This is a genomic window from Thalassococcus lentus (assembly GCF_028023555.1).
In the GTDB taxonomy this organism is placed as follows: Bacteria; Pseudomonadota; Alphaproteobacteria; order Rhodobacterales; family Rhodobacteraceae; genus Thalassococcus_A; species Thalassococcus_A lentus.
In genome coordinates, this window is record NZ_JAQIOY010000001.1 from 70,858 (window position 1) to 90,028 (window position 19,171).

The 19,171-nt window shown below is 58.1% G+C and carries 19 protein-coding genes and 1 tRNA gene; 5 read left to right on the forward strand and 15 right to left on the reverse strand.

Annotated elements, in window-relative coordinates:
• Positions 1 to 99 precede the first annotated feature (99 nt).
• The gene (locus PFY00_RS00400) at positions 100 to 735 is read left to right on the forward strand and encodes an MSMEG_1061 family FMN-dependent PPOX-type flavoprotein (protein WP_271430538.1); all 636 of its coding nucleotides are present in this window, start codon (positions 100 to 102) and stop codon (positions 733 to 735) included.
• Between the two features lie 12 nt (positions 736 to 747).
• Here the strand turns inward: PFY00_RS00400 and nusG are convergent, their stop codons facing one another.
• Both nusG and secE read right to left on the reverse strand, forming a co-directional pair.
• Positions 748 to 1,281 carry a transcription termination/antitermination protein NusG gene (nusG, locus tag PFY00_RS00405; protein ID WP_271430539.1) on the reverse strand — a complete coding sequence of 178 codons (534 nt, stop codon included), beginning with the start codon at positions 1,279 to 1,281 and terminating at the stop codon, positions 748 to 750.
• A 180-nt stretch (positions 1,282 to 1,461) separates the two neighbouring features.
• Complete coding sequence (gene secE / locus PFY00_RS00410; protein WP_271430540.1) at positions 1,462 to 1,659, reverse strand: preprotein translocase subunit SecE; 198 nt, start codon at positions 1,657 to 1,659, stop codon at positions 1,462 to 1,464.
• Between the two features lie 548 nt (positions 1,660 to 2,207).
• Between secE and PFY00_RS00415 the strand changes: the two genes are divergently transcribed.
• Entirely contained in the window at positions 2,208 to 2,429 is a 222-nt protein-coding gene (locus PFY00_RS00415) for a hypothetical protein (RefSeq protein ID WP_271430541.1), read from the forward strand.
• Positions 2,430 to 2,474: 45 nt separating this feature from the next.
• Entirely contained in the window at positions 2,475 to 2,696 is a 222-nt protein-coding gene (locus tag PFY00_RS00420; protein ID WP_271430542.1) for a hypothetical protein, read from the forward strand.
• Between the two features lie 118 nt (positions 2,697 to 2,814).
• On the opposite strand, the gene PFY00_RS00425 is transcribed toward PFY00_RS00420, so the two are convergent.
• From PFY00_RS00425 to PFY00_RS00450, 6 genes are all read right to left on the reverse strand, one after another.
• A tRNA-Trp gene (locus tag PFY00_RS00425) sits at positions 2,815 to 2,890 on the reverse strand.
• An 88-nt stretch (positions 2,891 to 2,978) separates the two neighbouring features.
• The gene (locus PFY00_RS00430; RefSeq protein ID WP_271430543.1) at positions 2,979 to 4,217 is read right to left on the reverse strand and encodes a CoA transferase; all 1,239 of its coding nucleotides are present in this window, start codon (positions 4,215 to 4,217) and stop codon (positions 2,979 to 2,981) included.
• Positions 4,214 to 5,056, reverse strand: coding sequence for an FAS1-like dehydratase domain-containing protein (locus PFY00_RS00435; RefSeq protein WP_271430544.1), 843 nt, complete (start codon positions 5,054 to 5,056; stop codon positions 4,214 to 4,216). The genes PFY00_RS00430 and PFY00_RS00435 overlap by 4 nt, the downstream gene beginning before the upstream one ends.
• A gap of 353 nt (positions 5,057 to 5,409) precedes the next feature.
• A complete protein-coding gene (tuf, locus tag PFY00_RS00440) occupies positions 5,410 to 6,585 on the reverse strand; it encodes an elongation factor Tu (RefSeq protein WP_271430527.1) in 1,176 nt (391 codons plus the stop codon).
• A 108-nt stretch (positions 6,586 to 6,693) separates the two neighbouring features.
• Entirely contained in the window at positions 6,694 to 7,668 is a 975-nt protein-coding gene (locus PFY00_RS00445) for a glycerophosphodiester phosphodiesterase family protein (RefSeq protein WP_271430545.1), read from the reverse strand.
• A gap of 6 nt (positions 7,669 to 7,674) precedes the next feature.
• Entirely contained in the window at positions 7,675 to 8,277 is a 603-nt protein-coding gene (locus PFY00_RS00450) for a hypothetical protein (protein WP_271430546.1), read from the reverse strand.
• Between the two features lie 125 nt (positions 8,278 to 8,402).
• On the opposite strand from PFY00_RS00450, the gene PFY00_RS00455 reads away from it, so the two are divergent.
• Entirely contained in the window at positions 8,403 to 9,773 is a 1,371-nt protein-coding gene (locus PFY00_RS00455; RefSeq protein WP_271430547.1) for a cytochrome P450, read from the forward strand.
• Positions 9,774 to 9,841: 68 nt separating this feature from the next.
• Here the strand turns inward: PFY00_RS00455 and PFY00_RS00460 are convergent, their stop codons facing one another.
• The 4 genes from PFY00_RS00460 to PFY00_RS00475 all read right to left on the reverse strand — a co-directional run bounded on the left by PFY00_RS00460 (position 9,842) and on the right by PFY00_RS00475 (position 12,210).
• Positions 9,842 to 10,417 carry a cob(I)yrinic acid a,c-diamide adenosyltransferase gene (locus tag PFY00_RS00460; protein WP_271430548.1) on the reverse strand — a complete coding sequence of 192 codons (576 nt, stop codon included), beginning with the start codon at positions 10,415 to 10,417 and terminating at the stop codon, positions 9,842 to 9,844.
• 1 nt (position 10,418) lies between these two features.
• Positions 10,419 to 10,622, reverse strand: a complete 204-nt coding sequence (locus tag PFY00_RS00465) for a twin transmembrane helix small protein (RefSeq protein ID WP_271430549.1) — start codon at positions 10,620 to 10,622, stop codon at positions 10,419 to 10,421.
• Between the two features lie 106 nt (positions 10,623 to 10,728).
• Positions 10,729 to 11,559, reverse strand: a complete 831-nt coding sequence (locus PFY00_RS00470) for an SDR family NAD(P)-dependent oxidoreductase (RefSeq protein ID WP_271430550.1) — start codon at positions 11,557 to 11,559, stop codon at positions 10,729 to 10,731.
• A 108-nt stretch (positions 11,560 to 11,667) separates the two neighbouring features.
• Positions 11,668 to 12,210: an SH3 domain-containing protein gene (locus PFY00_RS00475; protein ID WP_271430551.1), complete on the reverse strand. Its 543-nt coding sequence runs from the start codon at positions 12,208 to 12,210 to the stop codon at positions 11,668 to 11,670.
• Between the two features lie 160 nt (positions 12,211 to 12,370).
• On the opposite strand from PFY00_RS00475, the gene PFY00_RS00480 reads away from it, so the two are divergent.
• Positions 12,371 to 14,794, forward strand: a complete 2,424-nt coding sequence (locus PFY00_RS00480; RefSeq protein WP_271430552.1) for a DNA topoisomerase IV subunit A — start codon at positions 12,371 to 12,373, stop codon at positions 14,792 to 14,794.
• 90 nt (positions 14,795 to 14,884) lie between these two features.
• On the opposite strand, the gene PFY00_RS00485 is transcribed toward PFY00_RS00480, so the two are convergent.
• From PFY00_RS00485 to PFY00_RS00495, 3 genes are all read right to left on the reverse strand, one after another.
• Positions 14,885 to 17,347, reverse strand: coding sequence for a peptidoglycan -binding protein (locus PFY00_RS00485; RefSeq protein WP_271430553.1), 2,463 nt, complete (start codon positions 17,345 to 17,347; stop codon positions 14,885 to 14,887).
• A gap of 2 nt (positions 17,348 to 17,349) precedes the next feature.
• The gene (locus PFY00_RS00490; RefSeq protein ID WP_271430554.1) at positions 17,350 to 18,534 is read right to left on the reverse strand and encodes a biopolymer transporter ExbB; all 1,185 of its coding nucleotides are present in this window, start codon (positions 18,532 to 18,534) and stop codon (positions 17,350 to 17,352) included.
• A 66-nt stretch (positions 18,535 to 18,600) separates the two neighbouring features.
• Positions 18,601 to 19,131 carry a gamma-glutamylcyclotransferase gene (locus tag PFY00_RS00495; protein WP_271430555.1) on the reverse strand — a complete coding sequence of 177 codons (531 nt, stop codon included), beginning with the start codon at positions 19,129 to 19,131 and terminating at the stop codon, positions 18,601 to 18,603.
• Positions 19,132 to 19,171: the final 40 nt, after the last annotated feature.

Sequence of the window (19,171 nt, forward strand, 5' to 3'; positions counted from 1 at the left end):
CGCAATACGCCGAAGCGCTCAATCTTGCAAGAGATTCTTCAGCACCCTTTGCGTCAGAAGGATTTCCAACGAATAATGACCCAAAGAGGAGCCGAACAGATGTCTTACGTGCCAAATGACATTGTAACTTCGATCGACGAAGTCCGAGACGTACTGCCGGGCATTCAAGCACCACAAACGGCCAAGGTCATCGATCACGTGGATGCGCTGATTGAGGCATGGATCGCGCGCTCACCCTATATGGTGATGTCGACTGTGGATTCATCGGGCCGCTTGGACACCTCACCCAAAGGCGACCCGGCAGGATTTGTCAAAGTGCTGGACCAACACACACTGGTGATCCCGGACAGACCCGGAAACCACCGCTTTGACAGCTTTCAGAACATCCTGGAAACCGGCCGCGTTGGGCTGATGTTTCTGGTCCCGAACCGCACCGAAGTCGTTCGCGTCACCGGGCGGGCTGTCCTGACGCGGGACATGAAACTACGAGAGATGATGGCCATCAAATCCCGGGTGCCGGATTTCGCGATTGTCGTGAGTGTCGAAGAGGCCTGCTATCACTGTGGCAAGGCCGCCATTCGGTCAGGCCTCTGGGCTCCGGATCGGGCAGCACCAACAGACGGTCTGCCGACCTATGCACAGGCTCTGGAGGCTCATGCCAACCTGGGAATACCGATTGAGGATATTCAAGAGCGGTTGACCCATAACGATGCCAACCGCCTTTATGATGAGTGAGCCCGTTCGGGATCAGCCTTCTTTGGTTACCTGAGTGAACTCAAGTTCAACCGGCGTTTCACGACCAAAGATCGACACAGAAACACGCAAACGCTGATTTTCGTCGTCCACGCCTTCGACCATGCCGTCGAAGCCTTCGAATGGGCCGTCGTTGACTTTGACCTTTTCGCCCACGTCGAAACGAATTTCGAGACGAGGTGCTTCTTCGCCTTCCTGAACGCGTCCGAGGATTGCTTCGACCTCTGCATCGCGCATCGGCATCGGACGACCCTGCGGGCCCAGGAACCCTGTGACGCGGTTGATCGAGTTCACAAGGTGATAGCCCTGATCGGACATTTCCATGTGCACCAGAACATAACCGGGCATGAAGCGCCGTTCCGTCGTGACCTTCTTGCCGCGACGCACCTCGATCACCTCTTCGGTGGGAACCAGAACTTCGTCGATCTGATCCTCAAGGCCCTGCTCTTCGACAGACTGCCGGATCTGTTCTGCGATCTTCTTCTCGAAGTTCGACAGCACGCTCACCGAATACCACCGCTTTGCCATTTGGCCTGACCCCTGTCTTCTCTCCGGCTGTCGCCGGGTCCGCCCATCCCCGTGCCCAATGCCTCGGGGAAACAAAAAAGCGGCGTGCAACTCGAATCATTGCACGCCCCTACGAATATGCCGTTTGACTAACCGCGCACGGGCGCGAATTCAAGGCCCGGTTGGAAAACCGTCGGCGCTTCAGCCAAAGATCGAAAGAACGCCCTGCAGTCCAGAGCGGATCAGAACATCCACCAGCGCAAAGAAAACCGCAGTCAAGGCTGCCATGATAAAGACCATGACGGTTGTCAGCATCACCTCGCGGCGGGTTGGCCAAACAACCTTGGACACCTCTGAGCGAACTTGCTGAATAAATTGAAGCGGATTTGTGCGGGCCATGCCTGTGTGTTCCGTCCTTTGCGTGTTGACGCTGCACTTACGCGCACGCGCGCGCAATTACAAGAGATACAGGAACACGCACCTCAAAGGCATGATACGCCGCCGCAACAGGTCTGACAGCAGAATCGCCTTGGCTTTCCGCGGGCTGTTTACCCGAAAACTGCGGTTCAAACTCTGATTGAAACCCTGATCGGTCCGTTCAATCGCCGCTCAAAAATATGTCACTCAAAAAATTTGCTGATCTTAACCGGCTTTGCATCCGGTTTGCTCACAGGCTTTGGCGCGGACCGGATGTGCCCGACTACTCCGATTGGCCAAGATTTGTTGGGTCGCACTTTTAATGTGCAAATTTGCACAGGCTCCGTGTCCCCCCTGCTCACAATCAAGAGCACGAGTTCGCGAGCAATTTGCGAACACTTCGTGATTTTTCAATTCGGTCAGCGATGCCTAGTTCGATTGGTGTCGGACACGGCGCCGACGCAAACACGAAACGCCAGATCGCAAAAACGCACAGTCTGGCACGAACACACACATGAAGGAGACTTAAAATGAAACGCACTATCGCAACTGCCCTCGTCGCTGTCGCCGCTCTGACTGGCGCTGCAAACGCAATGACTTCGGACGCCCGTCTGGCACAGATCCAGGCCTACGCACCAAACGCGGACGTTCAGAGCCTGACCAACGCGGAAATCGGAACGCTGCTGTCCGTCATCCACTCCGGCGACACCGAAAGCGAAAAGCGCGGCTTCGTGCAGGCATTCGTCAACTAATTCCAACCACCACTCACAAATTCCCAAATTCACAGGAGACTTAAAATGAAACGCACTATCGCAACTGCCCTCGTCGCTGTCGCCGCTCTGACTGGCGCTGCCAACGCAATGACTTCAGACGCCCGTCTGGCACAGATCCAGGCCTACGCACCGAACGCGGACGTTCAGAGCCTGACCAACGCGGAAATCGGAACGCTGCTGTCCGTCATTCACTCCGGCGACTCCGAAAGCGAAAAGCGCGGCTTCGTGCAGGCATTCGTCAACTAATGTCGCCCGCCAACCACCGGACGCCTTTTCTCCCATAGGCGTCCGGCAAATAAAAAGGGGCTGCGGAAAATCCGCGGCCCTTTTTGACGGATCATCCGTCAAAACGTTTTTCGGGAAATGGCAGGGGCAGCAGGGTTCGAACCCGCGACCTACGGTTTTGGAGACCGTCGCTCTACCAGCTGAGCTATACCCCTAAAGTCCGAGCCGTGGGGTACGCCATGCCAAGACCGAAATCAAGGCCCGTTCTGCGCCTTTGTTTCACGAAATTCAAAGCAAGCCTGCTCAGGCCGCGTTCAGATCCGCTTGGGTCACCGCCTGCGCGACGATTCCCTTGTCGAATAGCCTGGCCACTTCGCGATCATCACAGCCTGCAACTTCGGTCAGCACTTCTTCGGTGTGCGCCCCCAGGATCGGCGCGGCCACCGGCTTTTCCCTGGAATGGCTGCCAAAATTGAAAACGGATCCGGCAACCGGATATTGACCGATCCCAGGCTGGTTCATCATTTCAAACATTGGGTTGTCCGGCCCCAAATCTGCGTCTTCCGACAAGGCTTCGGGTAGCGTTCTGAAAGGTGCCCAAGTCAGCCCCTTTTCGTCGAAAAGGGCGGCGATAACGGGCTTGGGTCGCGCGGCGAACCAAGGCGCCAGAATGGCTGTTATTTCGTGCCGCAGCCGCCAACGTGTGCCTTCGTCCCGCAAGCTACATCCATGCTCAGCCTCCAGCGTCTGCATCTGGGTGTCTGTTTCGGTTGCTTTGACGATTCCGCCCCACTGGCGTTCAGTCAGGCCAATCACCATGATCCGGGCGCCATCAGCGCAGACAAAATCCTGACCATAGGCACCATACAGTGCATTGCCCGCCTTGGGTCGAGAACGCCCAGACATCTTGGCCTCGGCAAGCATTCCCAGATGTCCAATGGTTGCTGCTGCAGCATCCTTGAGCGAAAATTCGACCTCTTGTCCCTGCCCCGTGCGCAGCCTGTGCCGCTCAGCCGCCAAAAGCGCCGAGACCACCATATTGCCCGCCGCAATATCCCACGCCGGCAGAGCGTGCGCCACCGGGCCACTGCCTTCGGGGCCGGTCATGTGCGGGATCCCGAGCGAAGGGTTGACCGTGTAATCCACCTGCGGCCGCCCCTTTCGATCACCTGTCAATGTCACCATCACCAGATCATCGCGATGCTGCGACAGGGTTTCGTGATCCATCCATCCGCGAACACGCAGGTTCGTGATGAACAGGCCCGCGTCATCTCCCGGTGCGGTGACAATGCGCGTCACCAGTTCACGACCTTCGGGGCTTTTCATGTCCACAGCGATAGACTTTTTGCCTTTGTTCAAGCCATCCCAAAACAGGCTTTGTCCACCCGGTGCCACAGGCCAGCGTTTGGCATCCAAGCCTCCGCCAATCCGATCGAAACGGATCACTTCCGCCCCCATCTGCGCCAGGGTCATTCCCGCCAAAGGCACCGCCACAAAGGCAGACCCCTCGACCACGCGCATGCCGCTCAGAACGCCGGTCATACTGTTTCCTCCCATATGGCGGTGGCTTGCATACCCTGATGGCCATTCTGGCCGGTAAAGAGCGACAGGCCGCATTCTTCTTCGACAGCAACGATATCAACCGGCCCGGTGAAGACAGGATGCACGCCGCGATAGTGGAAATCTGTCGGAACACGGCCGCGATGGGCCACAGCGGCCTGCATCAGCTTGGTCGCTTGCAACGGTCCATGGACAACGAGGTCGGGGTAGTGCTCAACGGATCGCGTGTAATCGAGATCATAGTGAATGCGATGCGCATTGAACGTCAGGGCTGAGTAGCGGAACAGACAGGTCTGCGACGCCTCAAATCCAGACGTCAGAACTGGGTTCGTTGGCAGTGACCGGCTCTTGGGTGGAGAATAGGCATCCGGCATGGGCAGATAGACGATGTCCTGCTGTTCCCGGATCGCCAAGCCGCGATCTCCGGAAATCAGATGCTCAACCGTCACGAACACCATGGTTCCGGCGCCGCCTTCTTTCTGCTGGATGTCCCGGATCATCGATTGGCGTGTCAGTGTCTCGCCAATATGGACCGGACAGTGAAATTGAATCGAGCCGCCAGCCCACATGCGGCGCGCAGATGGCATGGGTGGCAGAAATCCACCGGGCTGAGGATGCCCGTCTTCACCCAACTGTTCCATGCTCGCCATCGGAGGAAAGCCTGCCCAATGCCAAAGTGGAGGCAATGGATCGCCGTGTTCGGGCGCTGGGTCTTCTGCCGATCCCAGAGTTGCATGCATCATCTGCGCCTGACGGCGGTCAAGCCCACCGCACTCTTGGGCGTTGCGCCCTGTCCAAGCGATCAAATTTATCTGATCCATTTTCATGCTCCTCCCGCAGCGTTGCACCTAGAACTGCCGGAGAATCCGAAAAAATCAAATGTTTTTAAATGCTTATGTGAATACAGCGGTATACCGTTTCAGTATGCCGCAGAATGCGATTTCGTTTAGTCATTGAAGTTTTTTGCAGAATCTCATGCTGCGATTGCAACGCTGCGCTGCGGCAGATCCCCAAGAAATTTTGTCGCAGTCCGGCTAGGCGCGCGTTTGATCCGCAGAACCTGAAATCCGAGAGTTATCTTTTGTCCGGTACAGGCGGGCCAAACCAGCCCAACCGGCAACAAAAAAGGGCCGCCCCAATCGGAGCGGCCCAATTCTTTGACGTGCGTATAAATTTACGCGACGATTTTGGCGACGACGCCGGAACCGACGGTGCGGCCACCTTCGCGGATCGCGAAGCGCAGGCCTTCTTCCATCGCGATCGGGGCGATCAGCTCGACGTTGAACTTCAGGTTGTCACCAGGCATCACCATCTCGGTGCCCGAAGGAAGCTCAACCGTGCCGGTCACGTCCGTCGTACGGAAGTAGAACTGTGGACGGTAGTTCGCAAAGAACGGCGTGTGACGGCCGCCTTCTTCCTTGGTCAGGATGTAGACCTCGGCTTCGAACTTCGTGTGCGGGTTCACCGAACCTGGCTTACACAGAACCTGGCCACGCTCAACGCCTTCACGGTCAACACCACGCAGCAGCGCGCCGATGTTGTCGCCCGCTTCACCGCGGTCCAGCAGCTTGCGGAACATTTCAACGCCGGTGCAGGTCGTCTTCGAGGTGTCGCGGATGCCCACGATCTCGATTTCGTCACCCACGTTGATCACGCCACGCTCAACACGGCCGGTCACAACGGTACCACGACCCGAGATCGAGAAAACGTCTTCGATCGGCATCAGGAACGGCTGGTCAATCGCGCGCTCAGGCTGCGGGATGTACTCATCCACGGCCGCCATCAGTTCCTTGATCTTGTTCTCGCCGATGTTCTCGTCACGGCCTTCCATCGCCGCAAGCGCAGAGCCCGCGATGATCGGAATATCGTCGCCCGGGAAATCGTACTCGGACAGAAGTTCACGAACTTCCATCTCAACCAGCTCCAGAAGCTCTTCGTCGTCAACCTGATCAACCTTGTTCAGGAAAACAACCATCGCCGGAATACCAACCTGACGGCCAAGCAGGATGTGCTCACGCGTCTGTGGCATCGGGCCGTCGGCCGCGTTCACAACCAGGATCGCGCCGTCCATCTGCGCAGCACCGGTGATCATGTTCTTCACGTAGTCGGCGTGGCCGGGGCAGTCGACGTGGGCGTAGTGACGCGCGTCCGTCTCGTACTCAACGTGCGCGGTCGAGATCGTGATGCCACGAGCCTTCTCTTCCGGCGCGCCGTCAATCTGATCGTACGCCTGGAAGTCTCCAAAGTACTTCGTGATCGCCGCCGTCAGCGTCGTCTTGCCGTGGTCAACGTGACCAATCGTGCCGATGTTGCAATGCGGTTTACCGCGCTCAAACTTTTCCTTTGCCATCTTGTCAGACGCCTCATCATTTAGGGGCCACACCCGACCCGGGTTTGCATCGCGGGCGATCTAGTCTGGATGGCCCATAAAATCAAGCCCGTTCATCGCCAAGAAGCGCTATCGCGCCATCTTTGGCCCTATGATCTCGATACGATTGGTCCAGATGTAGCCGTCAAAGTGTTCGGGGACCTGATCCAGTGTTTCGATGTCGTCGATTCCGGAAGAGAAGCCGGAACCATCGTAAGGCCCCCACAGGATCACCTCAGTCCCGGCTCGCTTCATCCGATTGGTGAAACGATGCGGCCAGCCCCAAAGCAGCGGCGCGTAATCCAGCGGCACCGCCACCAGACCGTTTCGACACGCCTGTGGCACATAACTTGTCCATCCCAGGGCAAGGTATCGAAACAGGCAGGATTTCAAACCGGAACGATCAAACCCGCGCAGCCCCGAAAGGCCATCGAGCGCCGCGCGCGTCGGCGGACCACCTCCGTAAACGCCATAGACCCTCTCGCGGCGCTGCGGATCCTGCAGGAGCGTCACCAGTTCGACGCCTTCCTTGCGGCGGTTTCCTTTGAAATTGACCAGAAATTGCCCGCCTTCAGACTGTTCGATCGCCTGCTTCAGGCTCGGCATCATCGCAACGCCTTTCCCGCGCAGCGGGAATGTTACACCGTCGGTCGAATAGCCATACCCCAGATCAAGCCCACGGATATCAGAATAGGCCTGTTTGTGGGTCACTCCTGCCCCGTTCGTCTGACAATCCAGCGTCCAGTCATGAAACAGGGCAAAGACGCCGTCAGTCGTCAGATGAACGTCAACCTCGACCACATCGGCCCCGTAAGCGAAGGCCGCATTGATAGAAGGGAGCGTGTTTGCAATGAAGTCATGCTTCAACGGGTGGATCGGGTTCGCGCTGCAGGTCTCCGCATCACGGGTCGTTCCGGCATAGATCTGGTGGACTCCGCGATGCGCAATCAGGCGCGGTTCGCGATCTATTGGGACCGAAACAAACAGCGACGTGTTGCCTAGCCACAGCGCTCCGGTGATCAATACCGCCGCAACACCCAACCTTCGGGCCCAGTGTTTTAGCATGATCCGTTAGCTTGCGCTGTCTTCGGCCGGTTCGATCAGTTCTGCGTCATCAACCTGCTCGGCAACAGCGTCTTCTACGACCTCGGCTGCATCAGCGGCGGCACCGAACCACTGATTTTCCTGCTGCTGTTCACGCAGCCACAATTCCAGTTGTTTGGCGGCATCTTCGGCCAAAATCCGAATTTGATCTTCGCGCGTGTTGGCCAATCGGGATTCAAAGACCTTGATCACGCTGATGACTTCGGTTTCCTCGTTCAGCTTTTCGCCAGTGGCGTCTTCCCAAACGGTCACGCGCATCGCAACGGCGGACTTGCCCGGAACCACGGGGGGCGGCAAGGAATAGGCTTCGACGCTGATCCCGAAGTGGTAAAAAGCAGTTCCCTCAAACCGGCGGAACCGGGCCTCGACCGCTTCATCAACCGCACTGATCCACTCTTCTGGGGTCGCGTCCCGAGACACGAGCAGTTTTTCAAGATTCGGAGCGACAACCTCTGAATGGCCAAGCTTGAAATTGCCCAGAGGGTCCGGCGCCTGTGCCAGCTCTTCGGAATAGTCCGAACAAGCCGTTACCAGCAAAAACGCACCCAAAGCAAAAATCCGGCGGAACATGGCAGTATTCCCTTAATGTTACTTGTTTCAGCCATTACCCCAGCGCGGCCTCGGGCGCAATCAGCGCACATCTTGGACGCAAGCCACATACCGCCTATCTTTGTTGCAAGCCAAAGGAGCTTGCCATGAACGACCAATCCCCGATTGACGAACAGCCCGGTCTACCCGTCAGTGTTCCGCTGGTCACACAGCCTATGGGATTGTGGGGTAGCCTGCAGGCGTCACGGCGCAATGTTCTGTCGATCATTCCGCAGGTCGCCACCCGTCAGCCGATCATCTCAGGCAAAACCGGGAAACGGTGGCACATGGTGATGGATCCCGACGCGATCCGCCGTATGCTTCTGGAAAACTTGGACAATTATCCCAAATCGGTCGTGACCAAGAACCTGCTGCGCCCCGCCATTGGCGAATCCTTGTTCATTGCCGAAGGCGCGCATTGGCGGTGGCAGCGGCGGGCTGCAGCGCCCGTTTTCTCGCATCGAAACGTGATGAACCTTGCCCCGATCATGTCAGCCGCTGCAGAGCGGTCGGTCGAACGGATTGCCGATGCCGGCCCGCGCGCCGTGGACTTTTTGCAAGAGATGGTCAGTGTGACATTTGACGTTATTTCCGACGTGACCTTTTCCGGCGACGAAGGTTTTGAACGCAATTCCGTACATGGCGCAATCGATGCTTATATTGCTGAGGCAGGTAAGATTTCGCTGTTCGACATTCTTGGGTTTCCCGATTGGGTCCCCAGACCGGGCCGGGCGTTTTCTGCGGGCGGCGTCAAGGCAATGAAGCAAATGGCAGACGGCGCAATCGAAGCGCACGCGCAACGCGGACAAGAGGGTGTTCCCGACCTGCTCGACTTGCTGTTGGCCGGGGAAGACCCGGAAACCAAACGCAGCATGAACGTTGCAGAGCTACGGGACAATTTGCTGACTTTCATTGTCGCCGGTCATGAGACGACTGCGCTGACGTTGGCTTGGTCGCTTTACCTTCTGGCCTTTGATCAGGACGTTCAGGATCAGGCGCGCAGCGAAGTTCAGTCCGTTCTGAAGGGCCGGACTGCTACGGGCGAAGACGTTGCAAATCTGCCCTTCATACGCAGCATCATCGACGAAGCACTTCGGCTCTATCCACCAGCCGGAATGGTTTCTCGGACGGCTCAGGCGAAGGACACGCTGTGCGGTCGAGAGATTCGCCCCGGAGACACCGTGATCATCCCCATCTACGCCCTGCACAGGCATCACGATCTTTGGGAAGGCCCCGATGCATTTCGACCGTCTCGCTGGACTGGCTTCAAACCAGACAGATATGCCTATCTGCCGTTTGGGGACGGGCCGCGCATCTGTATCGGTGCCAGTTTTGCGATTCAGGAAGCCGTCATCATACTCGCGACGCTGTTGGCAAACCATCGTTTCAAACCAATCAAAGGCCGCGATCCCGACCCCGTGATGATCCTGACCCTACGTCCGGATGGCGGCGTCTGGCTCGAAACTGAACCGGTTTGATCCTGAGCGCCCAAATGCAAAAAGGCCGGACACCCCAAGGGTCCGGCCCAGCATGATTTGATACTGGATCAAGTCCGATTGGCGCCGGGAACCCAGAGAACGTCTGCCTTGCCTTCGTCATTCGCGATACGCGCGGCCACGAAAAACCAATCAGACAGCCGGTTCAGATATTTCACGGCAGCACCGTTCACCTCTTCGACCGTCGCAAGTTCCACAGTCAAACGCTCGGCGCGGCGCGCAACCGTGCGGCAGTGGTGCAGATGCGCTGACAAAGGCGAGCCACCCGGCAGGATAAAACTGCGCAGCGGTTCCAGTTTTGCATTCATGGCGTCGATCTCAGACTCGAGCCGTGCAACCTGGCTGTCGTGCATCCGTAGCGGTTCCCATTCACGGTCACTGTCTTTGTCCATCTCTGGCAGACATAGGTCCGCGCCAAGATCGAAAAGGTCGTTCTGAATACGCGAAAGAGCATCATCCAGATCGCCGTCAGCTGACAAACGCGCCATACCGACGATCGAATTCAGCTCGTCCGAAGTGCCGTATGCTTCGACGCGGGTGGTGAACTTGGCAACGCGTGCGCCGTTGCCCAGCGCCGTTTCGCCGTGGTCCCCGGTTTTCGTGTAAATCTTGCTGAGAACAACCATTTTACGAACCCCCTCGCAGCCAAACAAAAAGCAGGATCAGCACAACAGCGACGAACTGCGCAATGATGCGCCAACGCATCGCCCTGTTTGCGTATTTGCGATTGAAATCGCCTCCCTTGGCAAAGGAACCTATGCCAAAAAGCAGAACACCCACGACACCAAGCATGACGACGGCAATGACAATGAATAGCGGATCTTGAAGCATGGAACCTCCGTTGCGTTGCCTGACACATAGAGGCGCGCGGCAGAAAAGCGAACCCTAAGAGCCCTGAAAATAGTCGCAGGTGTTAAAGGCGGTCGTATACGGCCCTTTACGCCCGGCGCAGCAGCCAGTCGAGCGCGCGCGTGGACAATAACCTGCGGGCAATGCCCATAAGATACGTCGGCTTCGTAATATAGTAGCGGGCCTTGGGTCGCGGACTTTCCAAAGCGTGGATGACCTTCTTGGTCACAGCCGAGGCTGGCAACTCGAACGGGTCAGGGCCACGGTCTTCATACAGCCTGCCCAGCAAGTTTGCCTCGTATTGGCTTGCTCTGGCCGAAGATTTCCAATCAATCCAGCGCTCAAAGTGCGGGATTGAGTTCTGCCGGATCAGCGATGTCACCGGCCCAGTGTTCAGAGTCACGATATGAATAGGAGTGTCGTGCATTTCGACACGGAGTGTGTCGGTCAACCCTTCCACAGCGAATTTGGACGCATTGTAAGCGCCGCGCCAAGGCAATGTGACCAAGCCCAGAACAGAACTGTGATTGATGATCCGACCGTGGCCTTGAGCCCGCATGATGGGAATGACCCGCCGTGTCAGATCATGCCAGCCAAAGACATTCGCCTCGAAATTTGCCCGCAGCGCGTCGGTTGGCAGATCTTCAACAGCAGCTGGCGTTGCAAAGGCGCCGTTGTTGAACAGCGCATTCAGACGTCCACCAGTCGCGGCCATAACTTCGGCCAATCCCGACTCGATCGTGTCTGGTGACTGGTAGTCGATCAATGGGCTCTCAAACCCCTCGTCTTGCATGCGCGCGCAGTCTTCGGGCTTGCGGCAGGATGCAAAAACGCGCCAGCCGCGGGCCTTTAGTCCACGCACAACATCAAGGCCTATTCCAGAAGAGCACCCTGTCACCAAGATTGTTTTGTCGCTCATGTTTGCTCACTCCCCTGCCTATGATCTGAGATATCCGATTGATCCGAACAGGCAACAAAAAGCCCGCCAAACAGGCGGGCATTTTGCATGAATGAGGGAAATCGCTGATTAATTGCTGGACGCGAGGAAATCGGCGGACATCCAACCGATGTCGCTGCCTTCCAGTGCCCGCAGTTTCACCCAGCCGTCACCGGCGTCCGCAAGGATTTCAACTTCGTCGCCACGCTTGAGCTTGGTTACAACGCCGAAGGTCGTGCTCGGACCTTCCCGCAGATTGACCCGCGAACCCGTTACAGTGCGATAATCCACCGGCTCAACGTCCAACGCCACGGCCACAGGCTCGGGTGCGGCGTCCGTCCGAATGTTCGTGGTGACCAAAGCTGCAACTTTCTGCGGCTCAATTGGCTGAACCGGTGCCGTGTCTGAAATCAGTTCAGGCTGAACCTTTGCCGCAGCGACATCTGTCAGGCTCGCACCTGCGTCAGAACGCGTCACAACGATTTCGTCTTCGGTTGCGTCAGGCAGTGTTGTCTGCTCAACCTTGGCGAGCATTGCCACACTGTGTTCACCCGGCACGAATTCGGAGCCGCCGGACATTTCGTACCAAGCCCATCCCATAAAGCCGAATGTCAGAAGAATGACCCGCGTCATACCATACCCCAGATACCAGTTAAATGCAGCGCACCGCCTACAGCCTTCATAGCGGTATCGTCGTTTTAACCGATTCCCATTCGGCTTCTAAGGGAAAACTCGGGATTTTTTCCCTCAAGCGTGCTTGCCGGTGCGCAAGCGCAACGGTATCACAGCATATATGGATGAAGACGCAATTGACCCCAAGATGAACCCCCGGGACGTGGCCGAACCGCTGCGCCGCGCCATTGGCGAGCGCTATTTGACCTATGCGCTGTCCACAATCATGCACCGCGCGCTGCCCGATGCGCGCGACGGGTTAAAGCCGGTTCATCGCCGGATTCTTTACGCGATGCGCCGGTTGCGCCTGTCACCGACTGGCGGTTTTCTGAAGTCAGCCAAAATCAGTGGCGACACCATGGGCGACTTCCATCCGCATGGGGATGCCGCGATCTATGATGCGATGGCCCGGCTCGCTCAGGACTTCACCATTCGATATCCGCTGGTCGACGGGCAGGGTAACTTTGGCAACATCGACGGGGATAATCCTGCCGCCAGCCGATACACCGAAGCGCGCATGTCCATCATGGCCGAGGCGCTTTTGGATGGGCTCGATGAAAACGCCGTCGATTTTCGCGACAACTACGATGGCCGCTTGCAGGAACCCAGCGTTCTTCCGGCCTCTTACCCGAACCTTCTTGCCAACGGCGCATCCGGTATCGCCGTTGGCATGGCCACCAACATTCCCCCGCACAATATCGGCGAATTGATCGACGCCTGCCTGCATCTGATCAAAGCGCCCGAAGCCCGCGACGATACTCTGTTGCAATATGTGCCGGGCCCTGACTTTCCGACGGGCGGTGTGATCGTCGAGCCGACAGACAATATCGCACAGGCATACCGAACCGGGCGCGGTTCGATCCGGCTGCGCGCCAAATGGGAAGTCGAAGACCTTGGCCGCGGTCAGTGGCAGGCGGTGGTCACCGAGATCCCCTATCAGGTGCAAAAGAGCAAACTGGTCGAACGCATTGCGGAACTTATCCAGACCAAAAAGGTTCCGATTCTCGCGGATGTTCGGGATGAATCCGCTGATGATATCCGCATGATCCTTGAGCCAAAGTCCAAGAACGTGGACCCGGACGTGCTTATGAACATGCTGTTCCGCAACTCTGATCTGGAAGTGCGGTTTTCGCTGAACATGAACGTTCTGATCGATGGCGTCACACCAAAGGTTTGCTCACTCAAAGACGTGCTTCGGGCCTTCCTTGATTTCCGGCGGGATGTGCTGCTGCGCCGGTCACGGCACCGTATGGCCAAGATCGATGATCGCCTCGAAAAGCTCGAAGGTTTTATCATCGCCTTCCTTAATCTGGATCGCGTCATCGACATCATTCGCTATGATGACGACCCACGTGCAGCATTGATGTTCGAAGATTGGTCACGGCCGCATCAGGCCACCATCCAGCGCGCCACGTCCGAGTCGGACTACGTGTCGCCTCTGATTGGTGTCGATATCAAAGCTCTGGAGCTTGCAGAAGACGAAGACGCCCTGGCACGCGGTATTGTCGATGACAGCGACGGGGGCGGTTCAGTGCCGCGCCGTTTTGTCGGGCGCTCAGAAGGACTGTCAGACGTTCAGGCCGAGGCCATCCTGAACATGCGTTTGCGCAGTCTGCGCCGTCTGGAAGAGCTTGAACTGATCTCAGAGCGCGACGCGCTGATGGAAGAGCGCGCTGGTCTGGAAGATTTGCTGGAATCCGGCGATCTGCAGTGGAAACGAATTGCCGATGAATTGCGCGACGTGCGCAAGAAGTTCGGCAAGGACTACGACGGCGGCGCACGCCGAACCGTCTTTGCGGAAGCCGCCGAAGCCGAGGACGTGCCGATCGAGGCTATGATCGAGCGTGAACCAATCACCGTGGTTTGCTCTCAGATGGGCTGGATCCGTGCGATGACCGGCCATATCGACCTCAATCGCGAGCTAAAGTTCAAGGACGGCGACGGCCCACGCTTCATTTTCCACGCCGAAACCACCGATCGCCTTCTGGCCTTCGGAAGCAATGGCCGGTTCTTTACTGTCTCAGCCGCCAATCTGCCCGGCGGACGCGGAATGGGTGAGCCGTTGCGGTTGATTGTCGATTTGCCGAATGAAGCCGAGATCGTTGATCTGTTCATTCACAAACCCGGCCGCAAACTCCTGCTCGCATCGTCCGCAGGGGATGGCTTTGTCGTTGCCGAAGATGATGTGGTCGCACAGACACGCGCTGGTAAACAGGCGCTGAACGTCAAGGAACCGGTGCGCGCCAGTGTTTGCACACCCGTCGAAGGAGACCACGTTGCCGTTGTCGGTGAGAACCGCAAGGTGCTGATCTTCCCACTCGATGAGCTTCCGGAAATGGGCCGTGGCAAGGGTGTTCGATTGCAGAAGTACAAGGATGGCGGGCTTTCGGATGCGCGCACATTTGTGCTTGCCGAAGGCCTGAGCTGGCAGGACCCAGCGGGCCGAACCCGTACAGAGACTGCGCTCGAAGAGTGGACCGCGAAAAGGGCGAGTGCTGGCCGGATGGCACCGCGTGGCTTTCCACGGGACAACCGCTTTACCTGATCTGTACCGGATCGATACCTAACTGAAAATCGCGCCGGATGGGACGGTGGGCGGGGCGCCGTTTGCGCAGCAAACCAGCGCCGGCCTCTGTCAGCGCTCTGTGAACTTCAACTCGATCCGCCGGTTCTGTGCCCGCGCCTCGGCGGTATTGGCCGGGTTAATCGGCTGGTACTGCCCAAACCCGTTTGCAGCCAACCGTTGCGGCGGAATCCCGAGGAAATTCACCATGTAGCGCACGACTGACAGGGACCGCGCCTGACTCAGCTGCCAGTTATCCTCGAAATCGCCACCGGTGCGCACAGGAATGTTGTCGGTATGGCCATCCACCCGGATCACCCAATCAATTTCGGGGGGGATCTCGTCGGCCACGGACCGCAGGGTGCTCGCAATTTTGGAAATCTCGCGTTGCCCTTCGGCGGACAAATCGGCCGAGCCCAGTTCAAACAAGACCTCAGAGGAAAATACGAAGCGGTCGCCGACGATTCTCACACCTTCGGTATTCCCTAAAACTTCACGCATCCGGCCGAAAAATTCGGAGCGGTATTGCTCCAGGTCACGTGCCTTTTCTTCCAGCCTTTTGCGTTCGGCTTCCTCCAGAATGCGGCGTCTGCGCTCTTCCGAGGCCAGCTGCGCCAAGGCCTGGTTCAACTCTGAACCCAAATTCTGCAACTGCACCTGACTTTCTTCATCCCGCGCTTTTGCTTCGCCCAGCAGCGCTTGCAACTCTCCGATCTGCCTGCTCAGAGCCGCGACCTGCTGATTCAGCAGCTCAGCCTGCTTTTCGGCAGCCGTGGCCCGTTCATCGCTCTGCGCCAACTCGGCACGCGCCTGCGCCAGCAGCGTCGCCCGCTCTTCGGCGTCGGTTAGACGTTCCTCAGCACGCGCTTCTGCCTGCTTTTGCGCCGCCAAGGCCGATGCCAGTCGCGCGCGGGTCTCTTCCACAGAGGTTTCCAGATCGTATTGCGCGGCCAAAGCCGCGGCCAAACGTTCTTCGAGCGATCTGGCATCATCGACGCGCTCGGTTGCCCGTGCCTCAGCCTCAGCGAGTTGCTGGCGCAGTTCGGCTATGATCGTATCCCGGCGGCCTTCTCGCTCTGATGCCGCCTCCAGCTGCAACGACAATCGATCGCGTTCGGCCACCAAGGCATCACGCTGCCCTTCGCCTTCTTCGTTTGCGCTTCGGGAGGCAGCCAGATCGGACACCAATGCCTCGTTTCGGGACCGCAGTGCATCCAGTTCTGTTTGCAGTGCTTCGGCCTGCGTGACGCGCGCCAAAGCGGCGGCCAACTGGGCGGACAAATCCGAAATGCGCGATTGCGCCGCATCCGTGCCGCTGCGGGCTTGCGCAAGATCACGGGCGCCCTGATCAAGGGCGGCGGCCTGTTCTTCCAATTTGGCTTCTGCGTCGCGTCTGGCGGTTTGTTCCGCGGCCAGCTCTTCGCGTAGCGCTGACAGCCTGTCGTCTGTTTCGGCCCCAGCAGCCCGCGCATCCGCAAGCGTAGCCTCCAGGCGGGCAATTTGCTGGGCCTGCGTGTCTATCCGGGCCTGAAGGCCACTGGCTTCCTGTTCACCTGCAACCAGCGCCGCAGCCAGACGCGCGTTCAGATCGGCCTCGGCATCACGCGCCGCCGCCAGCAGTGTAAGCGTCTCTTCCGCGCGCGCCCGTTCTTCTTCCAAGGCGAGAGTCATCGCGGTGAGCTCAGCACTGGCCTCTTCCAAACGCTTGCGCAGCGCAGCCGCCGCTTCTGCCTCTACGAGTTTCTGCGCCTCTTCGTCTGAAAGCTCCCGTTGCAGGCCATCCACCTCGGCAGTCAGTGCGCCGATTTTGTCTGTTGCCTCTGCGTTACGGGCCCGCAGATCCGCAATCAACGCTTCCAGTGCTTCGCGCCGCTGGGCGGCCAGCCGGGCAGCTTCTACCTGAGCATCCATTTCTTCGCGGGCGCTGAGCAGGGCAAGGTTCAGCGCATCGCGCTCAGAGATCACCGCGTCACGGGCTGCTTCCAGTTCAGCCTGCGTTGCGGTCAAAGCAGCAATTTCTTCGCGCGCTTCATCCCGCTCGGCAGTAAGGGCGTCACGCGTCGATTCCAATTCGCTGCGTATCGCGGTCAACGCGGCGACATCATCGCGGGCTGCATTGCGTTCCGCCAGCAAACTTGCCACCTGCTCTTCAAACGATGCAATGCGCGTCGAAGCCGCCTCAAGCTCTGCGGCCTGCCGGTCACGGATTCCAGACAGGGTTTCAATGATCCGCGATTGTTCGGACAGTTGATCGTCGCGATTGGCCAGTGTCGATTCCAGCTCACCCAGCTGATTGGTCAGTGCCGTGTTTGCACGTTCCTGCACGCCCAGAGCATCAGCCAAGGCCGCAATTTCGGCGGCCAGTGTATTCAACTCGCTTTCCTGGCCGGAAATCTGTTCCCGCAGGACAAACTGCACCACCATAAAGATCGACAGCACAAAGGTCAGGACCAGCAAGAGCCCGGTCATGGCATCGACGAAACCCGGCCAAATCGACGCTTGGAAACGCGCCCCGGTGCGGCGGGACAGAGCCATGCCTAGCGACCTTGGGCCGCGCGCGCGGCTTTGACGATCTGTTCCAGACTACGCCCGACCGAGGCCAGATCTGTACGCAGCTCTGCCATGCTTTCTTGCCGGCCAGCCGCCAGTTCTTCGAGAATGCGAAGCATCTGAACGTCGATCGAACGCAGACGCATGCGGCTTTCGGCATCGAGACCTTCGGCGCTTTCTTTTTCGCGAATGGCTTCTGCGAGACGTTCTTGTCCATCTGCGATGCGTTGCAGCGCCGAGGCGGAAGGTGAGTTGGCCTCGATACGCTCGGCCAACCGTTCCACACTGTCAGCCAACTGACCAAGACGGCTGTCGACCTCTGACCGGCTTTGTTCGGCGTCGGCAAAGATATACTGCAACCGCTCCATCTGTTCGGCCATACGATCCAGCACGATGCCGGCAGCGCCCAGATCCGGCCCGCTTTCGCCGTCACCATGAGCGAACCCAAGGCGGGTGATGGAGCTTAGCCATTCTTCGAGTTCACGATAGAAGCGGTTCTGGCCGTGGCCAGCAAAGAGCTCAAGCAGGCCTACGATCAGCGAACAGGCCAGCCCCAGAAGGGACGAGGCAAAAGCCACCCCCATTCCACCCAGCTGCGAATCCAGACCGGTCATCAAGCGCCCAAAGACATCTGCGCCGCTTTCGCCTTCGGCAGGGGCCAGACCACGGATGGTATCCACCAACGCAGGCACGGTCGTCGCGAGGCCATAGAAGGTACCAAGAAGACCAAGGAAGATGAGGAGCGAGACGATATAGCGTGTGATCTCGCGGACTTCGTCAATCCGGGTTGCAACGGAATCAAGAATCGACCGGGTGGACGTCGCCGTGATCTGCATCCGTTTGTCCCGACGACGGCGCAGCAGGGCCGCCAGTGGAGCAAGAAGTTGCGGCGGAACGGCACGAACGCCCTGATCACCAGCGCTGGTGAAACGTTCGATCCAACGTACCGAATAGATCAGCTGAGCGACCTGATAAAAGCACGCCAACACACCCACGACAAAAACGAACAGGATAAAGCCGTTTAGGTATGGATTGGACTGGAAGACCGGCAGCACCCGAGGCAGGGCGAGAAATGCACCGCCCAGTGACAACACGAGCACGATAACCATCGCGACGACTTGTCGGACGGGTTGCGAAAAATGCGGCTCAGCCTCGAAGTCGGTCTGGTCCATAGGGCGCCTGACGCGGGTTGTTTTCTTTGGCCGGAGACTAGTGGCTAAGAAAGTCTAAGCCAAGTGTTAAGCGCAAAGAGAGCGAACACGCGCCGCCAGCCAATGCAACTCGGCATCAGGAATGCCCAACTCGTCCAAATGCGCGGCGGTATTGTAGAGGTATTCGGTGTTTGGACCACGTCCGCCAACGGCTCTGGCAATGATTTGTGCCTGCTCTTCGAGTGGCAAGCCACCGCAATACTGCACATGGTCCGGATCAATCACGTATGCGACCGCTTCGATCACGCGCCCGTCCTTCAGCTCCAGCGCTACTGTTTTCTCAAGATACGCTGAGGAGACAAGTTCACGTTCGCGCAAATAATCCAAAACCTGCTGTTCAAAGCCGGGACGGGCACGTAGCGCCAACCCATCGCATACGGCCTGCGTGGCTTCATCCAGCGCCAGAACCAGCCCCGGATCATCCGAGGTGCCGCGATGATGGATGGATCGCATGCAAAAGCTGCGCGAATACCCCGCCAGACGTGCGTGCTGCTGTTCGGCAACATCAAATCCGGGGTTCCACAAAAGCGAGCCATACCCGAATACCCAAAGTGTCATCTGACTGGTCCTTGCTGATCGGCCCCTCTAAAACATGTAG